This is a genomic window from Brevibacillus sp. FSL K6-2834 (assembly GCF_038592925.1).
GTDB classification, from domain to species: domain Bacteria; phylum Bacillota; class Bacilli; order Brevibacillales; family Brevibacillaceae; genus Brevibacillus; species Brevibacillus borstelensis.
Genome location: NZ_CP151945.1, coordinates 1,869,375 through 1,891,133, shown reverse-complemented (window position 1 = coordinate 1,891,133; position 21,759 = coordinate 1,869,375). Strand labels below are relative to the sequence as shown.

18 protein-coding genes are annotated in these 21,759 nt (G+C 53.0%); 4 read left to right on the top strand and 14 right to left on the bottom strand.

Features of this window, described 5'->3' with window-relative positions:
- Positions 1–48: 48 nt before the first annotated feature.
- The 3 genes from ltrA to NST96_RS09285 all read right to left on the bottom strand — a co-directional run bounded on the left by ltrA (position 49) and on the right by NST96_RS09285 (position 4,702).
- Positions 49–1,314: a group II intron reverse transcriptase/maturase gene (gene ltrA, locus NST96_RS09295; RefSeq protein ID WP_024985202.1), complete on the bottom strand. Its 1,266-nt coding sequence runs from the start codon at positions 1,312–1,314 to the stop codon at positions 49–51.
- Between the two features lie 636 nt (positions 1,315–1,950).
- Positions 1,951–3,825, bottom strand: coding sequence for a 5'-nucleotidase C-terminal domain-containing protein (locus NST96_RS09290; RefSeq protein ID WP_003387645.1), 1,875 nt, complete (start codon positions 3,823–3,825; stop codon positions 1,951–1,953).
- Between the two features lie 88 nt (positions 3,826–3,913).
- Positions 3,914–4,702 carry an alpha/beta hydrolase gene (locus NST96_RS09285; protein WP_342406117.1) on the bottom strand — a complete coding sequence of 263 codons (789 nt, stop codon included), beginning with the start codon at positions 4,700–4,702 and terminating at the stop codon, positions 3,914–3,916.
- A 114-nt stretch (positions 4,703–4,816) separates the two neighbouring features.
- Here NST96_RS09285 and NST96_RS09280 point away from each other — a divergent pair, with 114 nt between their 5' ends.
- Positions 4,817–5,248, top strand: a complete 432-nt coding sequence (locus NST96_RS09280) for a hypothetical protein (protein WP_122958153.1) — start codon at positions 4,817–4,819, stop codon at positions 5,246–5,248.
- On the opposite strand, the gene NST96_RS09275 is transcribed toward NST96_RS09280, so the two are convergent.
- Positions 5,245–5,811, bottom strand: a complete 567-nt coding sequence (locus NST96_RS09275; RefSeq protein WP_228006843.1) for a GyrI-like domain-containing protein — start codon at positions 5,809–5,811, stop codon at positions 5,245–5,247. The two genes, NST96_RS09280 and NST96_RS09275, sit on opposite strands and share 4 nt — an antisense overlap.
- 231 nt (positions 5,812–6,042) lie before the next feature.
- Between NST96_RS09275 and NST96_RS09270 the strand changes: the two genes are divergently transcribed.
- Complete coding sequence (locus NST96_RS09270; RefSeq protein WP_003387650.1) at positions 6,043–6,924, top strand: hypothetical protein; 882 nt, start codon at positions 6,043–6,045, stop codon at positions 6,922–6,924.
- Between the two features lie 90 nt (positions 6,925–7,014).
- Here the strand turns inward: NST96_RS09270 and NST96_RS09265 are convergent, their stop codons facing one another.
- Entirely contained in the window at positions 7,015–8,445 is a 1,431-nt protein-coding gene (locus NST96_RS09265; protein ID WP_243014756.1) for a PLP-dependent aminotransferase family protein, read from the bottom strand.
- 117 nt (positions 8,446–8,562) lie between these two features.
- Between NST96_RS09265 and NST96_RS09260 the strand changes: the two genes are divergently transcribed.
- Positions 8,563–9,501: an EamA family transporter gene (locus NST96_RS09260; protein ID WP_003387652.1), complete on the top strand. Its 939-nt coding sequence runs from the start codon at positions 8,563–8,565 to the stop codon at positions 9,499–9,501.
- A 36-nt stretch (positions 9,502–9,537) separates the two neighbouring features.
- Here the strand turns inward: NST96_RS09260 and hemL are convergent, their stop codons facing one another.
- Genes hemL through hemA form a run of 6 tightly spaced genes read right to left on the bottom strand, consistent with a single transcriptional unit; the run spans position 9,538 to position 15,782 of the window.
- Entirely contained in the window at positions 9,538–10,821 is a 1,284-nt protein-coding gene (hemL, locus tag NST96_RS09255) for a glutamate-1-semialdehyde 2,1-aminomutase (RefSeq protein ID WP_122958150.1), read from the bottom strand.
- Positions 10,822–10,824: 3 nt separating this feature from the next.
- Positions 10,825–11,802, bottom strand: a complete 978-nt coding sequence (hemB, locus tag NST96_RS09250; RefSeq protein ID WP_003387655.1) for a porphobilinogen synthase — start codon at positions 11,800–11,802, stop codon at positions 10,825–10,827.
- Positions 11,786–12,607 carry a uroporphyrinogen-III synthase gene (locus NST96_RS09245; protein WP_172920959.1) on the bottom strand — a complete coding sequence of 274 codons (822 nt, stop codon included), beginning with the start codon at positions 12,605–12,607 and terminating at the stop codon, positions 11,786–11,788. The genes hemB and NST96_RS09245 overlap by 17 nt, the downstream gene beginning before the upstream one ends.
- Positions 12,604–13,545: a hydroxymethylbilane synthase gene (gene hemC / locus NST96_RS09240; protein WP_243014757.1), complete on the bottom strand. Its 942-nt coding sequence runs from the start codon at positions 13,543–13,545 to the stop codon at positions 12,604–12,606. Before hemC ends, NST96_RS09245 begins: the two co-directional genes overlap by 4 nt.
- Positions 13,546–13,571: 26 nt before the next feature.
- The gene (gene ccsA, locus NST96_RS09235; protein WP_003387660.1) at positions 13,572–14,390 is read right to left on the bottom strand and encodes a cytochrome c biogenesis protein CcsA; all 819 of its coding nucleotides are present in this window, start codon (positions 14,388–14,390) and stop codon (positions 13,572–13,574) included.
- 30 nt (positions 14,391–14,420) lie between these two features.
- Positions 14,421–15,782, bottom strand: a complete 1,362-nt coding sequence (hemA, locus tag NST96_RS09230) for a glutamyl-tRNA reductase (protein WP_003387661.1) — start codon at positions 15,780–15,782, stop codon at positions 14,421–14,423.
- Positions 15,783–16,187: 405 nt separating this feature from the next.
- On the opposite strand from hemA, the gene NST96_RS09225 reads away from it, so the two are divergent.
- Complete coding sequence (locus tag NST96_RS09225; RefSeq protein WP_024984474.1) at positions 16,188–17,129, top strand: DMT family transporter; 942 nt, start codon at positions 16,188–16,190, stop codon at positions 17,127–17,129.
- Between the two features lie 120 nt (positions 17,130–17,249).
- Here NST96_RS09225 and NST96_RS09220 read toward each other — a convergent pair whose 3' ends face one another.
- Genes NST96_RS09220 through lon form a run of 3 tightly spaced genes read right to left on the bottom strand, consistent with a single transcriptional unit; the run spans position 17,250 to position 21,642 of the window.
- A complete protein-coding gene (locus NST96_RS09220; RefSeq protein ID WP_003387663.1) occupies positions 17,250–18,602 on the bottom strand; it encodes a protein O-GlcNAcase in 1,353 nt (450 codons plus the stop codon).
- A 38-nt stretch (positions 18,603–18,640) separates the two neighbouring features.
- On the bottom strand, positions 18,641–19,306 hold the full coding sequence (yihA, locus tag NST96_RS09215) for a ribosome biogenesis GTP-binding protein YihA/YsxC (RefSeq protein WP_024984473.1): 666 nt from the start codon (positions 19,304–19,306) through the stop codon (positions 18,641–18,643).
- Complete coding sequence (lon, locus tag NST96_RS09210) at positions 19,303–21,642, bottom strand: endopeptidase La (RefSeq protein ID WP_003387665.1); 2,340 nt, start codon at positions 21,640–21,642, stop codon at positions 19,303–19,305. The genes yihA and lon overlap by 4 nt, the downstream gene beginning before the upstream one ends.
- Between the last annotated feature and the right edge of the window lie 117 nt (positions 21,643–21,759).

Below are 21,759 nucleotides of genomic sequence, written 5' to 3'. Positions count from 1 at the left end.
ACCCCCGTCCTCTCACACCACCGTACGTACCGTTCGGTATACGGCGGTTCACCAAGCTTGACGAATTTGAGAATATCGTTGCACTAAGCTTTTCAGCCCTTGTTGTTGCCAGTAGGCAATGCCGAGGGCTTTGTGTATATGCGGAGATTTTGTGGTACGCCATGCACCCTTGCGGGTATTTGCAATTTCAATGGCTTTTACGTGAGATATGCCAAGAGAACGAAGTTCTCGATATCTGGTTCTCACGCGTTTCCACTGCATCCACAAACAAAGACGGAGCCTGCGCCTTGTCCATTCCTCAATGGATTGTAGAATGCCCTTCGCGTCTGCAAGGGCGAAATATCCAATCCAGCCCATGAGGTACTGATTTATTCTTTCAATCCGCTTCTCCATCGAGATGCTCCACACCGGATTCGTGATCGTGCGGATTTTCTCTTTTAGCTTGAGGAGGGATTTGGGGTGGATGCGAATCCTTGTCTGTTTTGCAAAGGTAAAACTAAAGCCCAAGAATTTTCGTTTCCATGGTCGGTCTATCGCGCTTTTCTCCTCATTTACTTTTAGCCTTAGTACCTTCTCCAAGTGGTTTTGAATACTCTTCTTTACTCGTTCCCCTGCCCGTTTTGTTTTCACGTAGATATTACAATCGTCTGCGTAGCGGCAGAAACGGTGGCCTCTCTTTTCGAGTTCCTTGTCCAAATCATCAAGTAGGATATTTGCCAAAAGTGGGCTTAACGGCCCACCTTGCGGTGTTCCTTCACTTGATGTTGTACAGACGCCATTTATCATGATCCCCGCATTCAAGTAGGAACGAATCAGTCTTAAAATTCTCTTGTCCTGAACTTTTCGAGCCACACGGCTCATTAGAATATCATGATTTACGCGATCAAAGAATTTCTCTAGATCGATGTCCACCACGAAACGATATCCTTCGGAGATATACGCTTGCGCTTTCCTTACTGCCATGTGAGCGCTACGTTTTGGACGGAACCCATAGCTAGATTCCGAGAAGGTGGGGTCGAAGATCGGCGTTAACACTTGGAGGATGGCCTGCTGAATAAAGCGGTCTACCACGGTGGGAATGCCTAATAACCTTACACCACCGTCAGGTTTCGGGATTTCGACTCTGCGAACAGGTGAAGGTCTATAGGTTCCCCTTTCCATCTTCTCGCGGATGGCTTGCCAGTGTTCACGTAGATAATCGCGTAGTTGTTCGGTTGAAACACCATCGACTCCACCGACACCTTTGTTTTCCTCCACTCGTTGGAGTGCCATCCGTAAGTTTTCCCGTGATAAGACTTTTTCCAGCAAATCCATAATGATGTTCCTTCCTTCGCACATGCGGACTCCGTGCTTGCTGTACGATACTCAGCCCTCTTTTGTACCCTCGGGGCTTCACCCCTGCTCTTCAAAAGTAGTTCCTTGACAGAATTCTGCTTCGACGTACCGTATCAAAAGACATGGATCGCATGCTGGCTTGATGTTCGGCCCTTCCCCATTCAAGCGTCCTCTACTCGGGTACTATGGCCTCTGCTGACTTCTGCATGTTCAGCGTCTCCTTACGGAGACGGTTACCAACAGTTGAAGGCGTTTCATGCAGACCTCCCCAGGTAAGAACGATAACTTTCATCCCATGTACCTGCCCAAGTTTACTACTGTATCCCTTGGCTGTATGGGGCTTTGTCTTGTTTGGCAGACTCGCCCGGATACAACAGCCTCAAATTGGGTTCGTGTACCTCAGGTCGGGATTTTGCCGCCGGCTTCCTTCAGATTCGACCTCGCGGTCGACACCCTTGCCTTGAGCTAACGGTTGGTACAGCCAACCCCCGTTCGGGACTTTCACCCTATAGCTATCGCCCATGCTGGGCGCACCAAAAAGGGCCCTCTTCCCTCAAAGGGAACAGGGCCCGAATGATCCGCTTTCCTTATATGCCGGAATGCAATGATCAAATCCTATTCGTTTACTTCGACGATGCGACCTTCTACTTTCGGATTAACCGTCTTGCGTTTGATCAGCTCTTCTTCCACAATGCTGTAGAAAGTCAGACCTGTATTGAACGCAGGTTTGTTAAAGCTCTCATATCCGTCTCCGCCTGTTGCCAGGAAGTCATTGGTTGCGACCTTGTACGTCTTCTTCAGGTCGAGCGGCTGACCGCCTACCTTTACCTCGACAACGCGCTGACCCGCAGGCTTGCTTGGATTGTAGGTAAAAGACATGCCGCTGATTTGCGGGAAGCGTCCCTCTCCCGTCTCCACCTTGCTTACACCGCTTTCCAGCGCTTGACGCAGCTCTTCGCCGGTCACCTCGATCACGACCAGGGTATTCGGGAATGGCAGCAGGGTGTACAGATTTTTCTTCGTGATGTCGCCCGCCTTTAGCTGTGTACGGATACCGCCTGCGTTGGTCAGCGCAACGTCTGCTTCATGCCCCGGGATGGATTTCGTGCGCTCCAGCATGATGTCGGCGATCAGGTTTCCTACGTTTGTCTCCTTTTTGCGAACCAGCGCTCTGTCGCCATCAAGGTCTACCTCAGACTTGGCGATGACCACGTCCATGACTTCGTCGATTTTCTTGACGATCTCTTGAACCATTTTCTCTACCTCAGGATCAGCTTGAACGGTTTCGTCATACGCTTTCAAACCGCCGCTGAACGCAACCAGCTCCTTGCCGAGGTAGTACAGGTCTGCGCGTCCGAGAGACTTGCCGTACTCCCAGTCCTGTACGATGTACGTGCCGTTCACCAGCTCCGGCTTTTCCAGCGGCGTATGGGAATGTCCGCCGACGATCAGATCGATGCCCGGTACGTTTTTCGCGATCTCACGGTCAACATCCACGCCGACGTGGGAAACGACGATTACATGGTCAACCTCTTTTTTCAGCTGTGGCACGACGGTCTTCGCCACTTCTACAGGGTTTTTGAAGGTAAGGCCTTTCACGTTGTTCGGGTGGGTGAGGATCGGTGTATCCTCCGCTACAAAACCGACGAAGGCAAACTTTTTGCCGCCGATTTCCGCCTTGAAGGTAGGTACGAGCAGTTCTTTTCCATCCGCTTTGAACACGTTTGCGGAAATAACCGGGTGCTTCAGCATGTCGCGCAGCTTCAGCAGCTGTTCATAGCCAAAGTCAAACTCGTGGTTCCCTGCCGCCATTACGTTGTAGCCCAAGTAATTGAGGATCGGTACGACAGACTCCCCTTGGAATTGGTTGACGTAGACGGTGCCCTGGAAGGTATCACCCGCATCAAGCAGGAGGAAGTTGTCGTTCTCCTCACGCCAGTCCTTCAGCAGCGTGGCGATCTTGGCGTAACCGAATTCCTTCAAGTTTTTATCTTCTGTAATATGTCCGTGCGTATCATTGGTATGCGCGATCGTAATGTGTGTAGTAGCCGCATCCCCGAGCGCCTGGAAGAAATCGCCGCGGGTCACTTGCGCCTTGTTTTCCATTTCAATGGTGTAGCCCAGCTTTTTGGCGACCTCTGTCAATTTTGCCGAAGAAAGAACTTGTGTCGGGTTTTTGAAGTCATCCTGCATAATTGCTCCCTTGGTTTTTGCCCAAGCGAGGTAAGGCGCAGACCAATGCGCCCCTTTGTCAGGAGCAGAAATTTTGCTTCCGCCCAGTTTGGCAAAAACGACAACTGCTTCCGCCAAAGTCACATTGCGCTCAAGGGCAAGATCACCGTTTGCTCCCGGAGATACGATGGATTTCTTTACCATCCAGTCTACGTGCTGAACCGGATGCAGCGGTGCTGCCAGGACCGATCCGGCCATCAGGGACGAACAGATGGCAGCTGCCAGAGCGGCCAGGGTAATGCGACGTGCTTTTTTCATTCGCGCTTCTCCTCCCGTTATGTAAAAAATAAAAAATAGGACATCTCTGATTATAGCAAATATTTCTGGATAGATGTTCAGCTTCCTGCTAGATATTGGACAGGAATTGCTTGATCGCATCAGCCATTTTCTCGGGGGTTTCCAGCATTCCCATGTGACCAGCCTCCGCAAGCAGTACCCGAGTGACATTCGCCCCATCTGCTGTAAAGGTTTTGTCTGCCGGAATGATCTGGTCTTGTTCCCCTGCGATAAGCAGGACGGGACAAGCAAGCTTTCTGAGGACATGCTGCCGGTCTGCTCTTTCCCGCATCGCTTCCAATGTCCGGATCGCGCCGTCTGGCGGTGTTTGCAGGCCGACCTGTTTGACCCGCTCCCATTCTTCCGGATAACGGGATAAAGCGCCAGGGGCGAACAGCTTGGGAACCAGCGCCTTGATAAAGGGCTCTATCCCGTTTTGACGGATGCTCTCCATTCCTTTGGTCCGGTTTTCCTTTGCCTGCTCATCATCGGGAAACGCGGTAGAATGGATCAGCCCCATCGCACTCAGCCTGTCGGGGTAGCGCTCGGCAAAAGCCAAGGCGACATAACCGCCCAAGGAATGTCCGAGGAGCGTCATCTTTTCAATCCCGGTCTCATCCATGAAAAAGGCAAGATCCTCTGCCATTTTCTCCACGGTGTACGTTTCATCCGGAACCGAACTGCCTCCGTGGCCGCGCAAGTCGGGAGCAAGCACCCTGCTTGATTTCTCCAGTCTCGGGATGAGCTTTTTCCAATATACCGAGCTTCCGCAAAAGCCGTGCACGAGACAGACGGCGTCTCCCGTCCCCCTGTCTTCGTAAGCCAGTTCGACTCCATTTTGCAATACCGCTTTTTTCATCTACTTCTCCTCCTTTTTCTATAGTCTCGCCATTTTTTCCAACATTTTTTCCCAACCAGGTTTACAATACAGGTAGAATTCTGGAGCCTGCCTCCCCGCAAAAGAGGGACGTTGATGCTCCAGGACGTAGAGGCCGTCGTCCGGCATGTGCTGGCGGATCAGCCCCGCAAGGAAATTCTGTTTATCGGTAAATCGATCGGCACGCTCCCCATTGTCAGCGGATTTGGCGAGTCCATGCTTCCCTCCGAGGCCTCCGCTATCCTGCTCACGCCGCTATTGAATCAGGAAGGATTTGCAGAGAGCTTGCTGGCCTGCAAGCAGAACATGTATCTGGTGACCGGCACGGCGGACCATTATTACCACAGCGAGACGATCGAACAGATTCGCGACAAACACGCCAACATCGAGTTGGACATCGTGCCGAACGCCGATCATTCACTGGAGATTCCTTTTGATACGACAGTGTCTTTGGAGACACTGCAGCAAGTTTTCTCCGGCATCAGCCGTTTTACGTCGGACACGCTTCGCTCGGACAATTCCCGCTAAGCGAGCGGGATCAGGATGTCATAGGCGTTTTCTTCCCGCTCTGCAGCATGACGGGGCGGGAGATATCGCTCATCGTAGCGCTCAAGGCGAAGCGCCTTTTCCTCTACCGCAAGCCCCTGGCGCTTTATCCAGTCAAAAGCGCGATGATACGTTGACTGAACTTGGTCCATGGGGCCCTGATGAGTGAACAGGGCGTAGCTTCTTGCCGGAATCGTAAATCCGACCATTCCTTCCGGGATGCGGTCAAATTTTGCTACTTCAACGGAAATGTACTCCGTGAACAATTGATAGGAACCGACTTTGCGTTCATCACTGACACCGTAAAAGCATAGCGGGTATTTCAGATTGCCAATTTCGTTCACCCTCTGCGAAAAAACGTCCCACAGCTTCGGCATTTCCACTCCCAAGCTTTGAAAGGGACCGGTAAAGCTTGCGCCTACCATCCACATTTCCGGCAATTGAACGATCGCTCCCTGCATCGCACACAGCTCCTTTTCTATCAATTTGGCTGGCATTTCCCTTTTTGCTATCTTAGCATGAAAGGCAGCTATTTTTATCTGCATGACATCCTCTTTTTGGAACAAACTATCATTAAACTTCTATCTCGATGCCTGCAGGGCGTCTCCCTTTCCTTTTACCCAGATCTGTCCCCCGCCCCATTCACGGTCCTGGTCAATTCGACCCCTTTTTGCCTGGAAACCTTCTTCGCTATTATCAACTCTTCCAGCCCTACCGATATGAGTAAGGAATATCGTTATTGAGGGCAGTGCTCAATGACATCAGGAGGATACACGATGAAGCAGTTTTCGCGTACGGCACTTTTCTTTCTCATGTTCCCCGCTTTATTTCTGACCGGCTTTTCGTCGGGAGAAAAACCGGTAAAAGCTACTTGGCTGTGGCAAACATACCAGACTGCGTCAGCCCCTGATCAGATCGTTGCGTTTGCAGCGGCAAAAGGGGTAAACCTGCTGTATCTGAAGATCGACACTTCGCTGAGACCTTCCTATTACCACACTTTTATCCAGAAAGCCCGCGCCAACGGAATGGAAGTACACGCACTTGGCGGCAAATCCGGCTGGGGACTGGAGCGAAACCGCCCGGAAATTTTGTCGCTCGTAGACTGGGTAGGCCGCTACAACCAGACGGTGGAGACGGATGCAGCCATAACCGGTATCCATCTCGATATCGAGCCGTATACACTCCCCGAGTGGAAAAGCGATCAAAATGAAGTGATCCGGCAGTGGATGGGCAATGTGAATGCTTACGTGACGAAGGCAAAAGAGCTGGACCCGTCCCTCCAGGTTGGCTGTGACATTCCTTTTTGGCTGGACAAGACGGCCTTGCCCGATCAGCCTGTTGTCTCGATTAGCGAGTGGCTCATCTCCAGGCACGATCATGTTACAGTCATGGCATACCGCGATCGGGCGGAAGGCCCAAACAGCATTTCGGCCCTCGTCACGCAAGAGCTGGAGATGGCGGACCGACTTGGTAAAAAAGTAATCGTCGCTGTAGAGACAAAGGAGAGCAATGAAGGCAATTTTGTCAGCTTTTATGAGGAGGGAACCGCTCGGATGGAAGACGAGCTAAGCAAGCTGAGTGAACTGTTGGCAAGCCATCCTTCTTTTGCTGGAGTCGCAATTCATTCCTATGAGTATTGGAGTGTATTAAAAGAGTAGTTCAAGAGAATAGTTTCAGAGAGCAGCGAAAACTCTTTTAGCCGCGGGCAGTAAAAACTCCGCCGTCGACTTGGCGGAGTTTTCGTGCTTTCATTCGACTGTTCCGGCGAGCTCGCTGGCCATGGAGATAAGCAGCTTCGTTCCCTCGCGAAGCTGCTTTTCACTGATATACGAGTAGCTAAGACGAAGCCACGACTTTGTCTCCTTTAATGGATCGCATATAGAGCCCGGTACAAACGAGATCGACTGCTCGATGCTTTTGGCAAGCAGCGCCTCCATGGAAAGGGATTCCGGCAGCTTGACCCAAAGGTTCAGACCGCCGGCAGGACTGTTCCATCTCCAGGCAGTAGCGGAGAGCTCCTCTTCCATAATTGTTTTTCGCACATTCAGGGCGGTTCGCAGCTTTTCAATATGCTGCTGCATGCGGCTGGAGGAAAAGTAATGGAGGAAGATTTTCTGATTGAGCAGCGGGCTCCCATTATCCGCCAGCGACTTGACCGTAAAGAAATGGCTCACCAGCGAAGGATGGAGGCAAACAGCGGCAATCCTCAATCCGGGCGCCACGTATTTGCTGAAGCTGCGGATATACACGACGTAGCCTTCCACGCTGTAAGAAAAGAGAGGCGGGGGCGGTTCGCTCTCAAAATACATGTCACGGAACGGGTCGTCTTCGATCACAAAACAGCGATACCGCTCGGCAAGCTCTACAAGCTGCTTTCTCTGCTCGGCCGGTACGGTGTAGCCCGTCGGGTTGTGATAGGTCGGGTTCAGGTAAAACAGACGCGGCTTGTACCGCTTCATATAAGCTTCAACCTGATCCAGGTCATAGCCGTTCGGATGAATCTCGACGGGGATAAGCTGGGCGCCAAGCTGCCTGAAAATATCAATAGCCGCACTGTATGTCGGACGCTCAATCAACACAGCGTCCCTCGGCTGGACAAGCATCCGCGCGAGCAAGTCTATGGCTTGCTGGGAGCCGGACGTAATCATGATGTCCTCTGGCGACAGGTGAAACCGGTGCTTGTGCATGAAGTATCGGCAAAGCGCCTCCCGCAGCTCCTCATCTCCTTGCACAGTGGAATAGGAGCTGAGCACCTTTGGATACAAGTCAAAAATCTCTTTTACGTATTCGGAAAAAAACCGGTTCGGCAACAGGTTGGGGTCGATCAGCGCATAGGAAAACTGATAAGTGACCGGCACTTTGTGAATTTCGGATAAATGGCTTTTTTTAACATAGGAGGAGACAATCGGCGAATCCAGATTGTCCAATGGCATCGCACCGCCGGGATGCACATAGTAGCCCGACTTGTCTTTGACATAGACTTTCTTTTCTTCCTTGAGCAACTGATACGCCTTGAATACGGTCAGGCGGTGGACGTTCAGTTCGGCTGCCAGCAGGCGGACGGACGGGAGCTTTTCATGCTCCTTCCACTCCCCGCGCTGGATTCGCGTCCAGATGTATTCATACACTTGTGCAAACAGCGTTTGGGTACTTGCTCTTGAAGAAAAACGGACGTCCATGCTTGCCTGCCTCCTTTGCCCTTATGTTTATCTTATACAAGCATTTCAGAATCTGTTCTGTTGTTTGAAAACTGTTCTATTCACCTCTTTTTATGATGATACCAAGGAGGCGTTACTATGGTCATCATCAATTATGTCGTGATGTGCTTGGTGTTTGGAACAACGTTTTTGGCGATCAAAATCGGGATCGATGCGGGAGCACCTCCCTTTTTCTCGGCTGGCCTGCGTTTTTTGGCCGCAGGTCTCCTGCTTTTCATTTGGATGGTCTGGAAAAAGCAAGCCCGTTTTTCTTTGCTTTTGCACAAGGAAATGTGGATTACCGGCCTTTGTCTGACATTCGGAACGTTTTCCACGCTGTATTGGGCGGAGCAGCATGTCACGTCAGGAGCGGCAGCGATTCTTTCCGCGACCGGTCCGATCATGATATTGCTGCTTCAGGCGACTGTCCTGCGAGAGCGGGTAACGGGCAAAGCGCTGCTTGGCTGCCTGCTTGGCTTTGCCGGTGTCGTACTCCTCGTCTTCCCGCAGGTTTCGATCACGGTCAGTCTGTTCTGGCTGCTCGGGTGTGTCGCTATTTTGATCGGAGAGCTGTTTTATTCCAGTGGCGCCCTGTATTCGAAACGCGTCATCCAGCGTTTTGCAGACGCATCGCCGATCGCCCTGAATGCAGCCCAAATGATTTACGGCGGTACCGCTCTGCTTGTACTTTCGCTTTTTACGGAGAAGATTCACCCCGAGACAATGCTTGCCCCAAGCGCCATCGGTTCGCTCTTGTATTTGATCGTGTTCGGCTCGATGGTCGGACATACGATTTTTTACTGGCTGGTCGCCAAAACCAATCCGGTGTTTCCCTCCACCTGGCTCTACATTTCACCGATCATCGCCATGGCCCTGGGGGCGATCCTGTACCGGGAAGCTGTATCCTGGCCGATGGCCGCAGGGGCCGCTACGACAATTTTGGGGATTGTTTTCATCAACGCTGATACGCTGCGGCAGATGATGAAAAGACCTGAAAAAGCCAAAGAGCTTGTTTGCCCCGTCCAATCCCGAACATAAACAAAAAAGTCCCCAACCGGGGACTTTCTTTGTTATTTACAGCCTTTTCATCGCTTTGTAGCTGGCGTCGATTGTCCGCTCGATATCCTCTTCCGTATGAGCAAGGGAAACGAACATTCCCTCGAATTGGGACGGCGGAATCATCACGCCTTCCTCCAGCAAATAGCGGAAGTAGGCAGAGAATTTGTCCAGATCGGCAGTCTTGGCCGTGTCGTAATTGACGACAGGCGTATCGGTAAAGAACAGGCAAACCATGGAGCCAACGCGGTTCAGCGTATGCGGAATACCGAGTTTGCGGGCATTTTCCGCAAGCCCCTCCGCCAGGCGGGCAGAGAGCGCCTCCAGTTTTTCATAGGCTCCCGGCTGTCCCAGCTCCTGCAGGGTGGTCAGTCCGGCCGCCATTGCCAGCGGGTTGCCCGAAAGCGTACCTGCCTGATAGATCGGTCCTGCCGGCGCGATTTGCTGCATGATCTCCCGTTTGCCGCCATAAGCGCCGACCGGAAGTCCGCCGCCAATTACCTTGCCCATGGTCGTCAGATCCGGAGTGATGCCGTACAGCTCCTGTGCCCCGCCACGGGATACACGGAAGCCGGTCATGACTTCATCAAAAATCAGCAGTGTGCCGTGTTGCTGCGTAATTTCACGCAGCGCCTCCAAAAAGCCCGGCTGCGGCGGCACAACACCCATGTTTCCGGCGATCGGTTCCACGATCACGGCAGCCAGGTCAGCGCCGAAGTTTTCAAATGCCAGCTTGACGCTTTCCAGATCGTTGTACGGGACCGTAATGGTGTTGACTGCTGTCGCTTCCGGCACACCTGGGCTGTCAGGCAAGCCGAGCGTAGCTACCCCGGAGCCGGCCTTGATGAGCAGGCTGTCGGCATGACCATGATAGCAGCCTTCAAACTTCATGATTTTATTGCGCTTCGTATAACCGCGGGCGAGTCGCAGAGCGCTCATCGTCGCTTCCGTTCCGGAGTTGACCATGCGAACAACCTCGACAGACGGTACGATTTCACAAACCAGCTTGGCCATTTCCGTTTCCCGTTCGGTTGGAGCGCCGAAGCTTGTTCCCAGCACAGCCGCTTCCTGAATGGCCGCCAGCACCTTTGGATGAGCGTGGCCCAAAATCAACGGACCCCAAGAGCCGATGAAATCGATGTAGCTGTTGCCGTCGACGTCTGTAATCCGCGAGCCTTCGCCTTTCGCGATGTAGACAGGGTTTCCGCCGACACTTTTAAAAGCGCGCACCGGGCTGTTTACGCCGCCCGGTATGTAACGCTGGGCTTCTTCAAACATGCGGGACGAATTGTCCATTTTCATTGTCTACTCACCTCGCAGCCATTTTGCCACGTCTTTGGCATGATAGGTAATGATCAGATCGGCCCCGGCGCGTTTGAAGCCGAGGAGCGTTTCCATCACGATCTGCTGTTCGTTGATCCAGCCGTTGGCAGAAGCTGCTTTGACCATGGAATACTCTGCGCTGACGTTGTACACCACGAGAGGCAAATCGAAGCTTTCCCGCAGTCTCAGCACCATGTCCATAAAAGCGAGGCCTGGCTTCACCATCAAAAAGTCTGCTCCTTCGGCTACGTCGGAAGCCGCTTCCCGCAGCCCCTCCCGCGCATTGGCCGGGTCCATCTGATAGGTTTTGCGATCACCCGATTTCGGCGTGGAGTGAGCTGCATCGCGGAATGGACCGTAAAAGCTGGAGGCGTATTTGACTGAGTAGGACATGATCGGAACATGAACGAAGCCAGCCTCGTCCAAACCTTCGCGAATCGCTGCGACAAACCCGTCCATCATGTTGGAAGGCGCGATTATATCGGCTCCCGCCTTCGCTTGAGACACAGCTGTGGCTACCAGAAGCTTCAGAGACTCGTCGTTGTCGATCTCTCCCTCGTGCAAAACGCCGCAATGCCCGTGATCGGTATACTGGCACAGGCACGTATCGGCGATCACGACCATATCCGGGTAGGCTTCCTTGATCTGGCGGATCGCCTGCTGTGTGATCGCGTTGTCATTGTAAGCCTCGGAACCACAGGCATCCTTGTGCTCGGGCACCCCGAACATCATCAGCGATTTGATCCCCAGCGAAGCGATTTCGTCCAGCTCTTCGCGCAGCCTGTCGAGAGAAAAGTGATACACGCCAGGCATGGACGGAATCTCTTCTTTTACATTCGTTCCTTCCACCACAAACAGCGGGTAAATCAAATCTTCCAGACGAACATGGTTTTCGCGAACAAGATCGCGCATACCCGCGCTTGTACGCAATCTGCGATGACGATCAAATGAAATGGCCATTTCCATTCCCTCCCCAATATGCTTTCAATGCTTCCAGCAAGCCTTCGACGGTGTACTCGCGGGCGACGACATCTGCCTGCAAGCCGTGCGCTCTTGCCGTATCGGCCGTGATCGGGCCGATGCAGGCAATGGTTACGCCCGCCAGCAGCTGCTTCCCCCCATAAGGGGCCATCGCTTCCATAAAATACGAAACGGTCGAAGAGCTCGTAAATGCGATAACGTCAATCAAGCCGTTCCGCAGGCGCTCCGCCGCTTCCGGAGCGTCCTTTGCATCGATCACGGTATGGTACACATCCACCTCCGTGACATCCAGGCCCATGCGGCGCAGCTCCTCCGGCAAGGTTTTGCGGGCAATGTCAGCCCGCGGCAGCAGCACGCGCTCGCCGGGCTGAAGCCGATCTTTCAGACTGGCGAGCATGCCCTCCGCCACATAATCGGAAGGTATCACCTCTGCTCTCAGCCCGTGCAAGGCGAGCTCTGCCGCTGTCTTGGGACCGACCGCAGCGAGGTGCCCCGTCAGCCTGTCGATCCCGATTCCGAGCTGCCGCATCCGATCAAGAAAAAAGCGAACCCCGTTTACGCTGGTAAACATGACCCAGTCAAAGCTGCCGATGCGGGATAAGGCTTCATCCAAACGGCTGCTGTCTTGCGGAGGCACCATTTTCAATAGCGGAAACGCATACGCTTCCCCGCCCAGAGCTTCCAACTGACTGATCAGCTCCCTCGCCTGCCCCCGCGATCTGGTCACCATCATGCGTATGCCGGCAAGCGGCCCCACATGCCCGCCTTCAACCGAGTGAATCATGCCTGGCTCTCCCTTTTCACCTGCTCCAGAACCTCTTGTGCCCCTTCTGCCGCCAGGACGTCAGCCACTTCGCGTCCGAGAGCAAGCGGGTCAACACCCGTAGCCGTCCGCTTGAACACACGCTTGCCATCCGGCGTAGCGACGAGACCGGTCAATGTAATGACAGGCTGCTTGCCACCCCCGTCGGAGACGGTCGCGTAGGCGCCGATCGGCACCTGGCAGCCGCCCTCCAGGCGATGCAAGAAGCTCCGCTCTGCCGTCACGGCAAGACGAGTTTCAGGATGATCAAACTTGCTCAGCAGCGCCAATGTCTCTTCGTCATCAGCTCGGCACTCGATCGCGAGCGCCCCTTGCCCGACGGCAGGAAGGCTGATCTCCACCGGCAAAAATTGGCTGATCGTACCATCCCAGTTCACCCGCTCCAATCCGGCTGCCGCGAGAACGATAGCGTCGAAGTTTCCTTCGTTCAGCTTGCGGATGCGCGTATCGATATTGCCGCGCAAGGATTCGATCTGGATGTCGGGCCGGTACGCCAGCAGCTGAGCCGAACGGCGCAAGCTGCTCGTTCCTACCAAAGCCCCATGCGGAAGCTCGTCAAGCGTCTTTCCGTCTTTGGAAAGAAGCACGTCACGAGGATCGACACGTTTCGGAATCGCTCCGATGACCAGCCCCTCCGGCAGCTCGGCCGGCATATCCTTCAGGCTGTGGACGGCCAGATCCGTTTCTTTGTCCAGCAGAGACTGCTCGATCTCTTTTACGAACAGTCCCTTGCCCCCGACCTTGGATAAAGTGACGTCCAGGATGCGATCTCCTTTCGTCACGATTTCGTGAAGCTCAAATGACGCGCTTTGATCAAGCTGTTTCAATTGGTCGACGACCCAGTTCGCCTGCGTGAGCGCCAGCATGCTGCGGCGCGTTCCTACTTTCCATGTTCTCATGGTAGCCTCCTAACATAGCCACTCGATTATAGCCAGTTATGAAATTTCGAAAAATCGGTAGCCAGAAAATTGATCAACACCAGCCCGAAGCTCGCCAGATTAAACAGCGCCAGACTGCGCATTTGCCATGTGTCGCTGTACCGTTTGTAGAGCCCGAACGAGTACACGCCCAGGACGACGAGCGACCATACAACCTTGGCATCCAGCCAAAACTTTTCGGGCAGTACCAGTTTTCCCCAAATGATGCCGACCAAAATGGCCAGCAGCAGCATAGGGACGCCCAGCATGTTCATTCGGTACGCGTACCCCTCCAACACATCCAGACTTGGCAGCCGGCGAAGCATCGGCGTCCAGCGCTTCGCTTTCAGCATGTTGTGCTGCAGCAGATACATGGCCGAGAAAACCATGGAAAGCGAGAAAGCCCCATAGCTGAACATCGCCAGCGTGATGTGAACCAGAAGCAGCTCCGACGTCAATGGACCGGATACGGCGTTCAGCGGCGTCTCAGGCAAGAACATGGACAGAACCAGCACGACAAACCCGATCACATTGGTAAAAAACACCAGCAAATCTATGCGAAAAAAATAGTTGATCACAAGCGATAACGTAACCAGCACCCACGAATAAAAGAACAAAGTCTCAAATAAAGTAATGACGGGGAAGTATGCCTTTTCCGCCATTTGCGAGACAAAAAAAGCAGTTTGCAAGGCCCAAACGACAGCAAGCAACCCGAAAGCCAGTCGATTGACTTTCCGGTTGCTTTGCAAGAAGTCGTTGAAATAGAAGAGAACACTTGCAGCGTAGAGAAAGATCGTCAAATCATAGATCCATCTCGCATCGGCCATGTACTCTCTCCTCTCTTTCCGTATCGGTATCTACTCAGGGATCCGGGATGCGAGCACCTGTTCACGCGCGGAAGTCTGCTTTGCTTTTTCTTTTTCCCAGTTCGCTTCCCGCTCGGCCCGCTCCAGAATCTCTTCGAGTGCAAAAATCGTAGAGAACATGTCCAACACATCGGGGCCATCCTTCTTGGCTGCCAGCTCCTTTAGGCGAACGACCGGATCGTGCAATAACTGATTAATCATTCCTTTGGTCGTCTTGCGGATGATGTGCAGCTCTTTTTCTGTCAGGCCGCTTAGCTTGTTCTCCATCTTGCGCATGCCTTCGCTGTGAATATCAAACGCTTTTTCACGCAAGGCTGCAATCAGAGGAGAAACGCCCAATGTCTGGTACCAGGTCGTAAAGGCGACAATCTCCTCGGCAATCATGCCTTCCAGTCGTTCCGCTTCTCTGGAACGCTCTTCCAGGTTGCTGGCGACAATGCCTTCGAGATCGTCGATGTCGTACAGGTATACGTTGTCGAGATCGTGCAGGCTCGGGTCCAGATCCCGCGGTACCGCAATGTCGATCATAAACAGCGGGCGATGCCTGCGCTGCTTCATGATCGGCTGCAGCTGCTCCTTGGTGATGACGTATCCCGTCGCCCCCGTCGAGCTGATGACGATGTCTGCTGTGAGCAGTGCCGATGACAACTGCTCCATCGTACAGGCGTCCCCTTGGAATTTCTCGGCAAGCAGCTGTGCCCGCTCCAGTGTCCGGTTGGCTACACGAACATGTCCCGAACCATTGGCATGCAGATGTTTGGCAGTCAGCTCGCTCATTTTTCCCGCTCCGACGATCAGCACTTCTTTGCCGGAAAACGATCCGAAAATCTTTTTCCCCAGCTCGATCGCCGCGTAGCTGACAGACACAGCATTCTGTCCGATGGCCGTCTCTGTATGCGCCCTTTTCGCAAAGGTGATCGCCTGCTTAAACAGCATATTGAATACGGTTCCGGTCGTCTCCTGCTGCTGCGCTTGTGTAAAAGCATCGCGCACTTGACCGAGTATCTGCGTTTCTCCCACCACCATCGAATCCATGCCGCAGGAGACGCGGAACAGGTGCTCGATGGCTTGTTCGTTCCCTTTTATATAGAGATGTTCCTTAAAAGATTCCTTGCTCACACCAAACCATTCCGCCAAAAATCGAAGCGTGTAATCGCGACCGACGTTCAACTGATCGCAAACCACGTAAATTTCCGTGCGGTTGCAAGTCCCGAGGATCACGCATTCCGCGATGCTCTTCGTCTGGGAGAGGAGATAAAGAGCCCGAGACGTGCCGTCGTCGCTGAAAGTAAACTTCTCGCGAATTTCGACAGGTGCCGTTTTGTAGTTAAGACCCAGCAAAAGAATATCCATAGCGTCCTCCCGGTCATACATGCCAGTCAATTCTCTAATAAATGCACTATCATTATATCATTATGTCCTGAACGGGTCAGTTGTAATTGTGAAAAGTTTATTAACGGCCGACACTTTGGCGACAGAGCGCGCGATATTCGTCGAAAGGCAGCCCCATACGAAACCGTTTTGCAATCCGCTTCAGGGTGTTCGGTAAGCTTCTGACGACAATGTCCCTTCTCTATCCCCATCCTCTAACCGGATAAGCCAAGTCCGGGTTTTCTTTATTTTCAGACACCTTGTCAAAAAGGCAAGGCACAGGCAAAGTTTTTCCCTTGCTTTCCCGCTTTCTATCCCTTATCATGCTTGCAAGATCATTTGAACGTTTTGAATCATCTGATGATGGTGGAAGGAGAGAAGATGCCTTTGAAAAAACCGTGGATGGCGGATGTGACCCTGTTTTTGATCGCATTTGTCTGGGGAGCGACGTTTCTCGTCGTCCAACAAGCGATCTCAGCGCTGCCGCCGAACGCTTTCAATGCCATTCGCTTTACGATCGCCGCCCTGTTCCTGCTCGTGATACAACTCCTGTTCTTTCGCAGCCAGTGGAGGGCATGGAGCGGCGCCTTGCTCAAAGCCGGCTGTATCATCGGGTTTTGGCTTTGCCTCGGGTATGGGCTGCAAACAGTAGGGCTGTTGTATACAACGCCGTCCAAAGCCGGATTTATCACCGGCCTGTCCGTTGTGCTGGTCCCTCTTTTCGCTTTTCTGATCCTGCGCAGCCGCATCAAACCCGCGGCAATCGTCGGCGTCTTGCTGGCCGCGATTGGTCTGTATTTATTGACCCTGAACCAGACGCTCAGCTTCAACATCGGGGACCTCCTTGTATTTGGATGCGCGATCTGCTTTGCGCTGCAAATCGTCGTCACCGGCAAGTACGCGCCGCAATTTTCGGCTTTGCCGCTCGCCATCGTGCAGCTGGCAACAGTAGCGGTTCTCAGTTGGGTCTATACCTTCTTGTTTGAAGACTGGAGCAGGGCATTTAATCTGGAGATTCTTTTGATTCCGGAAGTCGCACGAGGACTGCTCATCACCTCGATATTTGCGACTGCGCTTGCCTTTCTCGCACAGACGGCTCTGCAAAAGCAGACCAGTTCTACCCGTGTCGCACTCATTTTTGCTCTCGAACCCGTATTTGCCGCCCTTACCTCTTATCTGTGGATCAATGAGGTGCTTACCGGTCGTCAAATCCTGGGGGGCTTGCTCATTTTCTTCGGAATGATCCTGGCTGAGCTTCCGATTGGCCAATGGCTAAAACTATCGCGAAGCCGACGCGAGAGCGAGGAAGAAAACAGAAGTTCGGCTTGAGAAAGTTCGGAAAGCGTGAGATCGGCATTTGATGATTGGAACGAAGACTGAAACGAACTATCGAACAAAAAAAGGAGCGGGTCTGTCTCGTACGTACGAGAGCCCCGCTCCTTTTCATTTCTATGTCGCCTTTTTTACTTCCTGCAATAGCGCTTCGACAAAGATGGGCATCACCTGACCGCAAACCTTTTGCGGCAGTCTTTCGGTCCGCTTCAGCCATCTTTTCAGGCGGAGCAAATGATAGGCCGCTTGTGGCACCCTGCCACTGCTGCCAGCATCGATCAAGGCAATTGCCGTCTGTCCTACCTTGGCCCAGTGCCAATACTTTTCGACCCATGGGCGTATTTCTGCAGACAGCTTCTGATTCTGCATACCCGTCAGCAGATGATTGGCTGTTTCCTCCATCTCGGCGAACAATCGCCTGAGCTCCTCGGTACCCTGCCTTTTGTCTCCATACAGAAAATGGAAACGAAACTGCATAAATGTCTCCATCAGAGCTGGGGACTCTGTTTCGTTCAAAAATGAGCTTTGCACATTGTCGGCAAAACGGAGAAAAGCTTCCGCATCGTCGGCTCCAGCCACTTCCTCCACTGCCCGCCTCCACGACTGAACGGGATCGTAGCCCTCCGGGTCGTTCAAGTAATCCGCTACCGTGATCAGCGGTATCTTGGAGCTCTCCGCCCACTCCATCGCATTCGCCACATAGCCTGCGGAAAGCCGGCCCAAACCCGGATCTCTGTGCCGCAACGGACCGATATGGAGCTCGTTTGCCATTGCAAGGTCATTTACAGGGTAGTTGTCCCAGTACAACGGGCGATGTCCTGTGTATTCCCGGAAGCGGACAGCGTCCCCTTCTGTAAGAAAAGGGGAACAGACGAATCTTCCTGTCCAAAACAGATCGATCTCATCAGGCAAGAGCTGCCCCAGTGTCGTAATGTATGGTTCATTTCCCATGCCGGAATACTGCGTCGGACACAGCACCAATTTGACAGGCTCCGGCCAGCTTGCCATCTGCTTGTACAGCTGCAACGCCGTTTCCGCATGAGCCTCCGCCAATGTGCCAAACTTCCTCGTATCCACTTCATGCAAGAGAGCCAGCGGAATATCGTCAAACTGGAGAGCGAAGTGCCTGACTCCCCTCTTGTACATAAACCGGTATTTATCCAGCAGTTGATCGGCATGAGCGCGGTTCGCGTACTCCATGTTCAAGCCGGGACTCAAACAGTAATAGAATGACAGCTTCGCCTTATGTGCTGCAGCGATGAGTTGATCGATTTGCTCCCGTTCAACTGGAGGATGGTACTCCTGCCACCTCTCACGGAGAAACGGATCGTCCTTGGGAGCGTAAAAGTACGCATTAAACTGATGCTTGCCTAAAAAATCAATCATGTCCAAGCGCTCTTCATGGGTCCATGGCTTGCCATAGAACCCTTCGATGACACCCCGTATGGGAAAGCGTTCGTGACACGTCACAAAATGGCCTCCTCTCCCGTCCGGCGTATACCAGCTTGCTATTGCGCCTTGCCTTCTGCCTGTTCGGCAGAGGAGGGAACCTTCTCTTCTTTCGCCTGTTCTCGCTTGGCCTCTTCGTATTCATAGAGGCGCCGCTTGATCTCTGACCATAATTCGTCCCGTCCTTGTCCCGTCTCGGACGAGAAAATGAGGATCGTATCGTCTCCGCGCATATTCAGATGCTGGCGGATCACTTTTGTATGCTGCAGCCAGCGGCCACGGGCAATTTTATCTCCCTTGGTGGCGACGACAACGGTCGGAATGCCGATCTCCTTGCACCATTCATACATGGCGATATCGTCCTTGCTTGGCGCATGGCGAATATCGACCAGCTGGATGATGAACCGCAGCTCCTTCCGCTGCTTCAGATACGTCTCGATCATTTTTCCCCATTGGCCTTTGATCGATTTGGCTACTTTGGCATAGCCGTAGCCGGGAAAATCGACAAAGTATAGCTGCTTGTTGACTTGAAAATAGTTAAGGGTTTGCGTTTTACCCGGTTTTTGACTGGTTCTGGCAAGCCCTTTGCGATTCATCATTTTGTTCAGCAGCGAGGATTTGCCGACATTGGATCGACCTACCAGAGCAATCTCCGGTAGGCCGTCAGTCGGATATTGATTGGGGCCGACAGCGCTGGTGATAAATTCGGCAGAGGTAATCTTCATTCGTGATCACCAACCGTCTTTTTAACGAGCGCGTGGCGAAGCACTTCATCCAGGTGCTCGACAGGGATAAACTTCAAATCCTTCCGTACGCTCTCTGGAATATCGTCAATGTCTTTTTCGTTTTCTTTTGGCAAAATGACAGTCGTCAAACCTGCGCGATGTGCAGAAAGCGACTTTTCCTTCAGCCCGCCGATGGGCAGGACGCGGCCACGCAGTGTGATCTCCCCGGTCATCCCTACCTCTTTCCGAACCGGAATCCCGGTCAGAGCCGATACAAGAGCAGTGGCCATCGTAATGCCTGCGGAAGGACCATCCTTTGGTATCGCACCCTCGGGAACGTGGATATGAATGTCGTTCTTTTCATGGAAATCGGGGTCGACGTTCCACTCGGCAGCCCGCGAGCGAATATAGCTGAATGCAGCCTGAGCGGACTCCTTCATGACATCCCCCAATTGGCCTGTCAAAGTAAGCTTCCCTTTTCCAGGCAAGACCGTTACTTCAACATTCAGCGTGTCGCCGCCCGCTTCGGTCCAAGCGAGACCCGTAACCGAGCCAACCTGATCCTCTTTTTCAGCAAGTCCATAGCGATAGCGCGGCTTGCCGAGAAGACTTTCCACTGTCTTCGCCGTTACGACCACACGCTTCTTGTCGCCGGCAACGATCAGTTTGGCTGCCTTTCGACACACATTGGCCGCCTCGCGATTCAGATTCCGCACACCGGCTTCACGGGTATACTGACGAATGATCTTTAGCATTGCTTCTTCCTGCACTTGCAATTTATCCTTGCCAAGACCGTGGTCCTGCATTTGTTTCGGCAACAGATAGCCGCGCATGATATTCAGCTTCTCCAGCTCGGTATAGCCGGAAATGGAGATGACCTCCATGCGGTCCAGGAGCGGTCGGGGAATTGTATGCAGGCTGTTGGCCGTTGTGATAAACATGACATTGGTCAAATCGTACGTCTCTTCGATGTAGTGGTCGCTAAACTTGTCGTTCTGATTCGGGTCCAGCACTTCCAGCAGAGCGGAAGCAGGATCGCCGCGGAAATCGGAAGCGAGCTTGTCGATCTCATCGAGAAGGAACACCGGATTGACTGTGCCAGCCTGTTTCATTCCCTGGATAATCCGGCCTGGCAGGGCACCTACATAGGTCCGGCGATGGCCGCGAATTTCCGCTTCGTCACGCACGCCGCCCAGTGAGATCCGCACGAATTCCCGCTCCAGCGCACGGGCGATGGAACGAGCCAATGAGGTTTTCCCTACCCCCGGAGGTCCGACCAGACACAGAATCGGGCCACGCATGGAATTGACCAGCTTCTGAACGGCCAGATACTCCAGTACCCGTTCCTTTGGCTTTTCCAGACCGTAATGATCCTCGTTCAAAATGTCTTCCGCATGCTTGATGTCCAGATTGTCTACCGTTTTTCTCGTCCAAGGGAGCGCCAGCAGCGTATCGATGTACGTGCGAATGACGGACCCTTCTGCGGAGGTCGACGGCATTTTTTCCAGACGTTCCAGCTCTTTTTCGATTTTGTTCTTGATCCGTTCAGGAGCGTCCGATTTGTCCAACTGGGCACGCAGCTCGTCTACTTCTCCCTGCCGTCCGTCGCGGTCGCCGAGCTCCTTTTGGATCGCTTTCATTTGCTCGCGCAAGTAGTATTCCTTTTGCGTCCGCTCCATCTGTTTCTTGACGCGGCCGCTGATCTTGCGCTCCAGCTCCAAAACCTCTCGCTCGTTGTTTAAGATGTCGAGGAGAATGTTCAGGCGCTCCTTGATGTTGGTCGTCTCCAGAATTTCCTGCTTGTCGCGCATTTTCAGCGGCAGGTGGGAGGCGATGACATCCGCCAGACGACCTGGTTCTTCAATATCTGTAACCGAGCTGAGCGTCTCTGGAGATACCTTCTTGGAAAGCTTGATGAACTGCTCAAAGTGGTTGAGTACGGCGCGCATCAGCGCTTCCACTTCGTTTTCGTCTCCGCTTTCCTCCTCCAGATACGTAATGGTTACCTGAAAGAAATCTTCCTGGCGAACATACTCTTCAATTTTGGCCCGTTGCAATCCCTCGACCAACACCCGGATGGTCCCGTTTGGGAGCTTCAGCATCTGTTTGACGCGGGCTACGGTGCCGACATTGTAAATTTGTTCGGCCTCAGGTTCTTCTATATGGACTTCCTCCTGCGTTGCAAGCAAAATCTTGTTGTCATCCACCATGGCCTGCTCCAGTGCACGGACAGACTTTTCCCGTCCGACATCCAGATGCAGCACCATCGATGGATACACAAGCAGCCCACGCAGCGGGAGGAGCGGAATCTCTCGTTTACCGGAACGATCGCCCAATCTTATGCACCTCTCCTTGATCTGAACAGTCTCTTGCAGTTTTTGTGTGAAAAAGCGGGTTAACCATGCTTGCCCAAAATGAAAGACTTGGTCGGACCGCCTTTTTTATACAAGCAA

Excerpts from the sequence above, each read along its gene's own strand:
- yihA (WP_024984473.1), bottom strand. The coding sequence starts at position 19,306 with ATGAAGATTACCTCTGCCGAATTTATCACCAGCGCTGTCGGCCCCAAT.
- hemA (WP_003387661.1), bottom strand. The coding sequence starts at position 15,782 with ATGGATATTCTTTTGCTGGGTCTTAACTACAAAACGGCACCTGTCGAA.
- NST96_RS09265 (WP_243014756.1), bottom strand. The coding sequence starts at position 8,445 with ATGGACGTCCGTTTTTCTTCAAGAGCAAGTACCCAAACGCTGTTTGCA.
- NST96_RS09270 (WP_003387650.1), top strand. The coding sequence starts at position 6,043 with ATGAAGCAGTTTTCGCGTACGGCACTTTTCTTTCTCATGTTCCCCGCT.
- ccsA (WP_003387660.1), bottom strand. The coding sequence starts at position 14,390 with ATGGCCGATGCGAGATGGATCTATGATTTGACGATCTTTCTCTACGCT.
- NST96_RS09245 (WP_172920959.1), bottom strand. The coding sequence starts at position 12,607 with ATGATTCACTCGGTTGAAGGCGGGCATGTGGGGCCGCTTGCCGGCATA.
- NST96_RS09260 (WP_003387652.1), top strand. The coding sequence starts at position 8,563 with ATGGTCATCATCAATTATGTCGTGATGTGCTTGGTGTTTGGAACAACG.
- NST96_RS09285 (WP_342406117.1), bottom strand. The coding sequence starts at position 4,702 with ATGAAAAAAGCGGTATTGCAAAATGGAGTCGAACTGGCTTACGAAGAC.
- ltrA (WP_024985202.1), bottom strand. The coding sequence starts at position 1,314 with ATGGATTTGCTGGAAAAAGTCTTATCACGGGAAAACTTACGGATGGCA.
- NST96_RS09280 (WP_122958153.1), top strand. The coding sequence starts at position 4,817 with ATGCTCCAGGACGTAGAGGCCGTCGTCCGGCATGTGCTGGCGGATCAG.
- NST96_RS09290 (WP_003387645.1), bottom strand. The coding sequence starts at position 3,825 with ATGAAAAAAGCACGTCGCATTACCCTGGCCGCTCTGGCAGCTGCCATC.
- hemL (WP_122958150.1), bottom strand. The coding sequence starts at position 10,821 with ATGAAAATGGACAATTCGTCCCGCATGTTTGAAGAAGCCCAGCGTTAC.
- hemB (WP_003387655.1), bottom strand. The coding sequence starts at position 11,802 with ATGGCCATTTCATTTGATCGTCATCGCAGATTGCGTACAAGCGCGGGT.
- hemC (WP_243014757.1), bottom strand. The coding sequence starts at position 13,545 with ATGAGAACATGGAAAGTAGGAACGCGCCGCAGCATGCTGGCGCTCACG.
- NST96_RS09275 (WP_228006843.1), bottom strand. The coding sequence starts at position 5,811 with ATGCAGATAAAAATAGCTGCCTTTCATGCTAAGATAGCAAAAAGGGAA.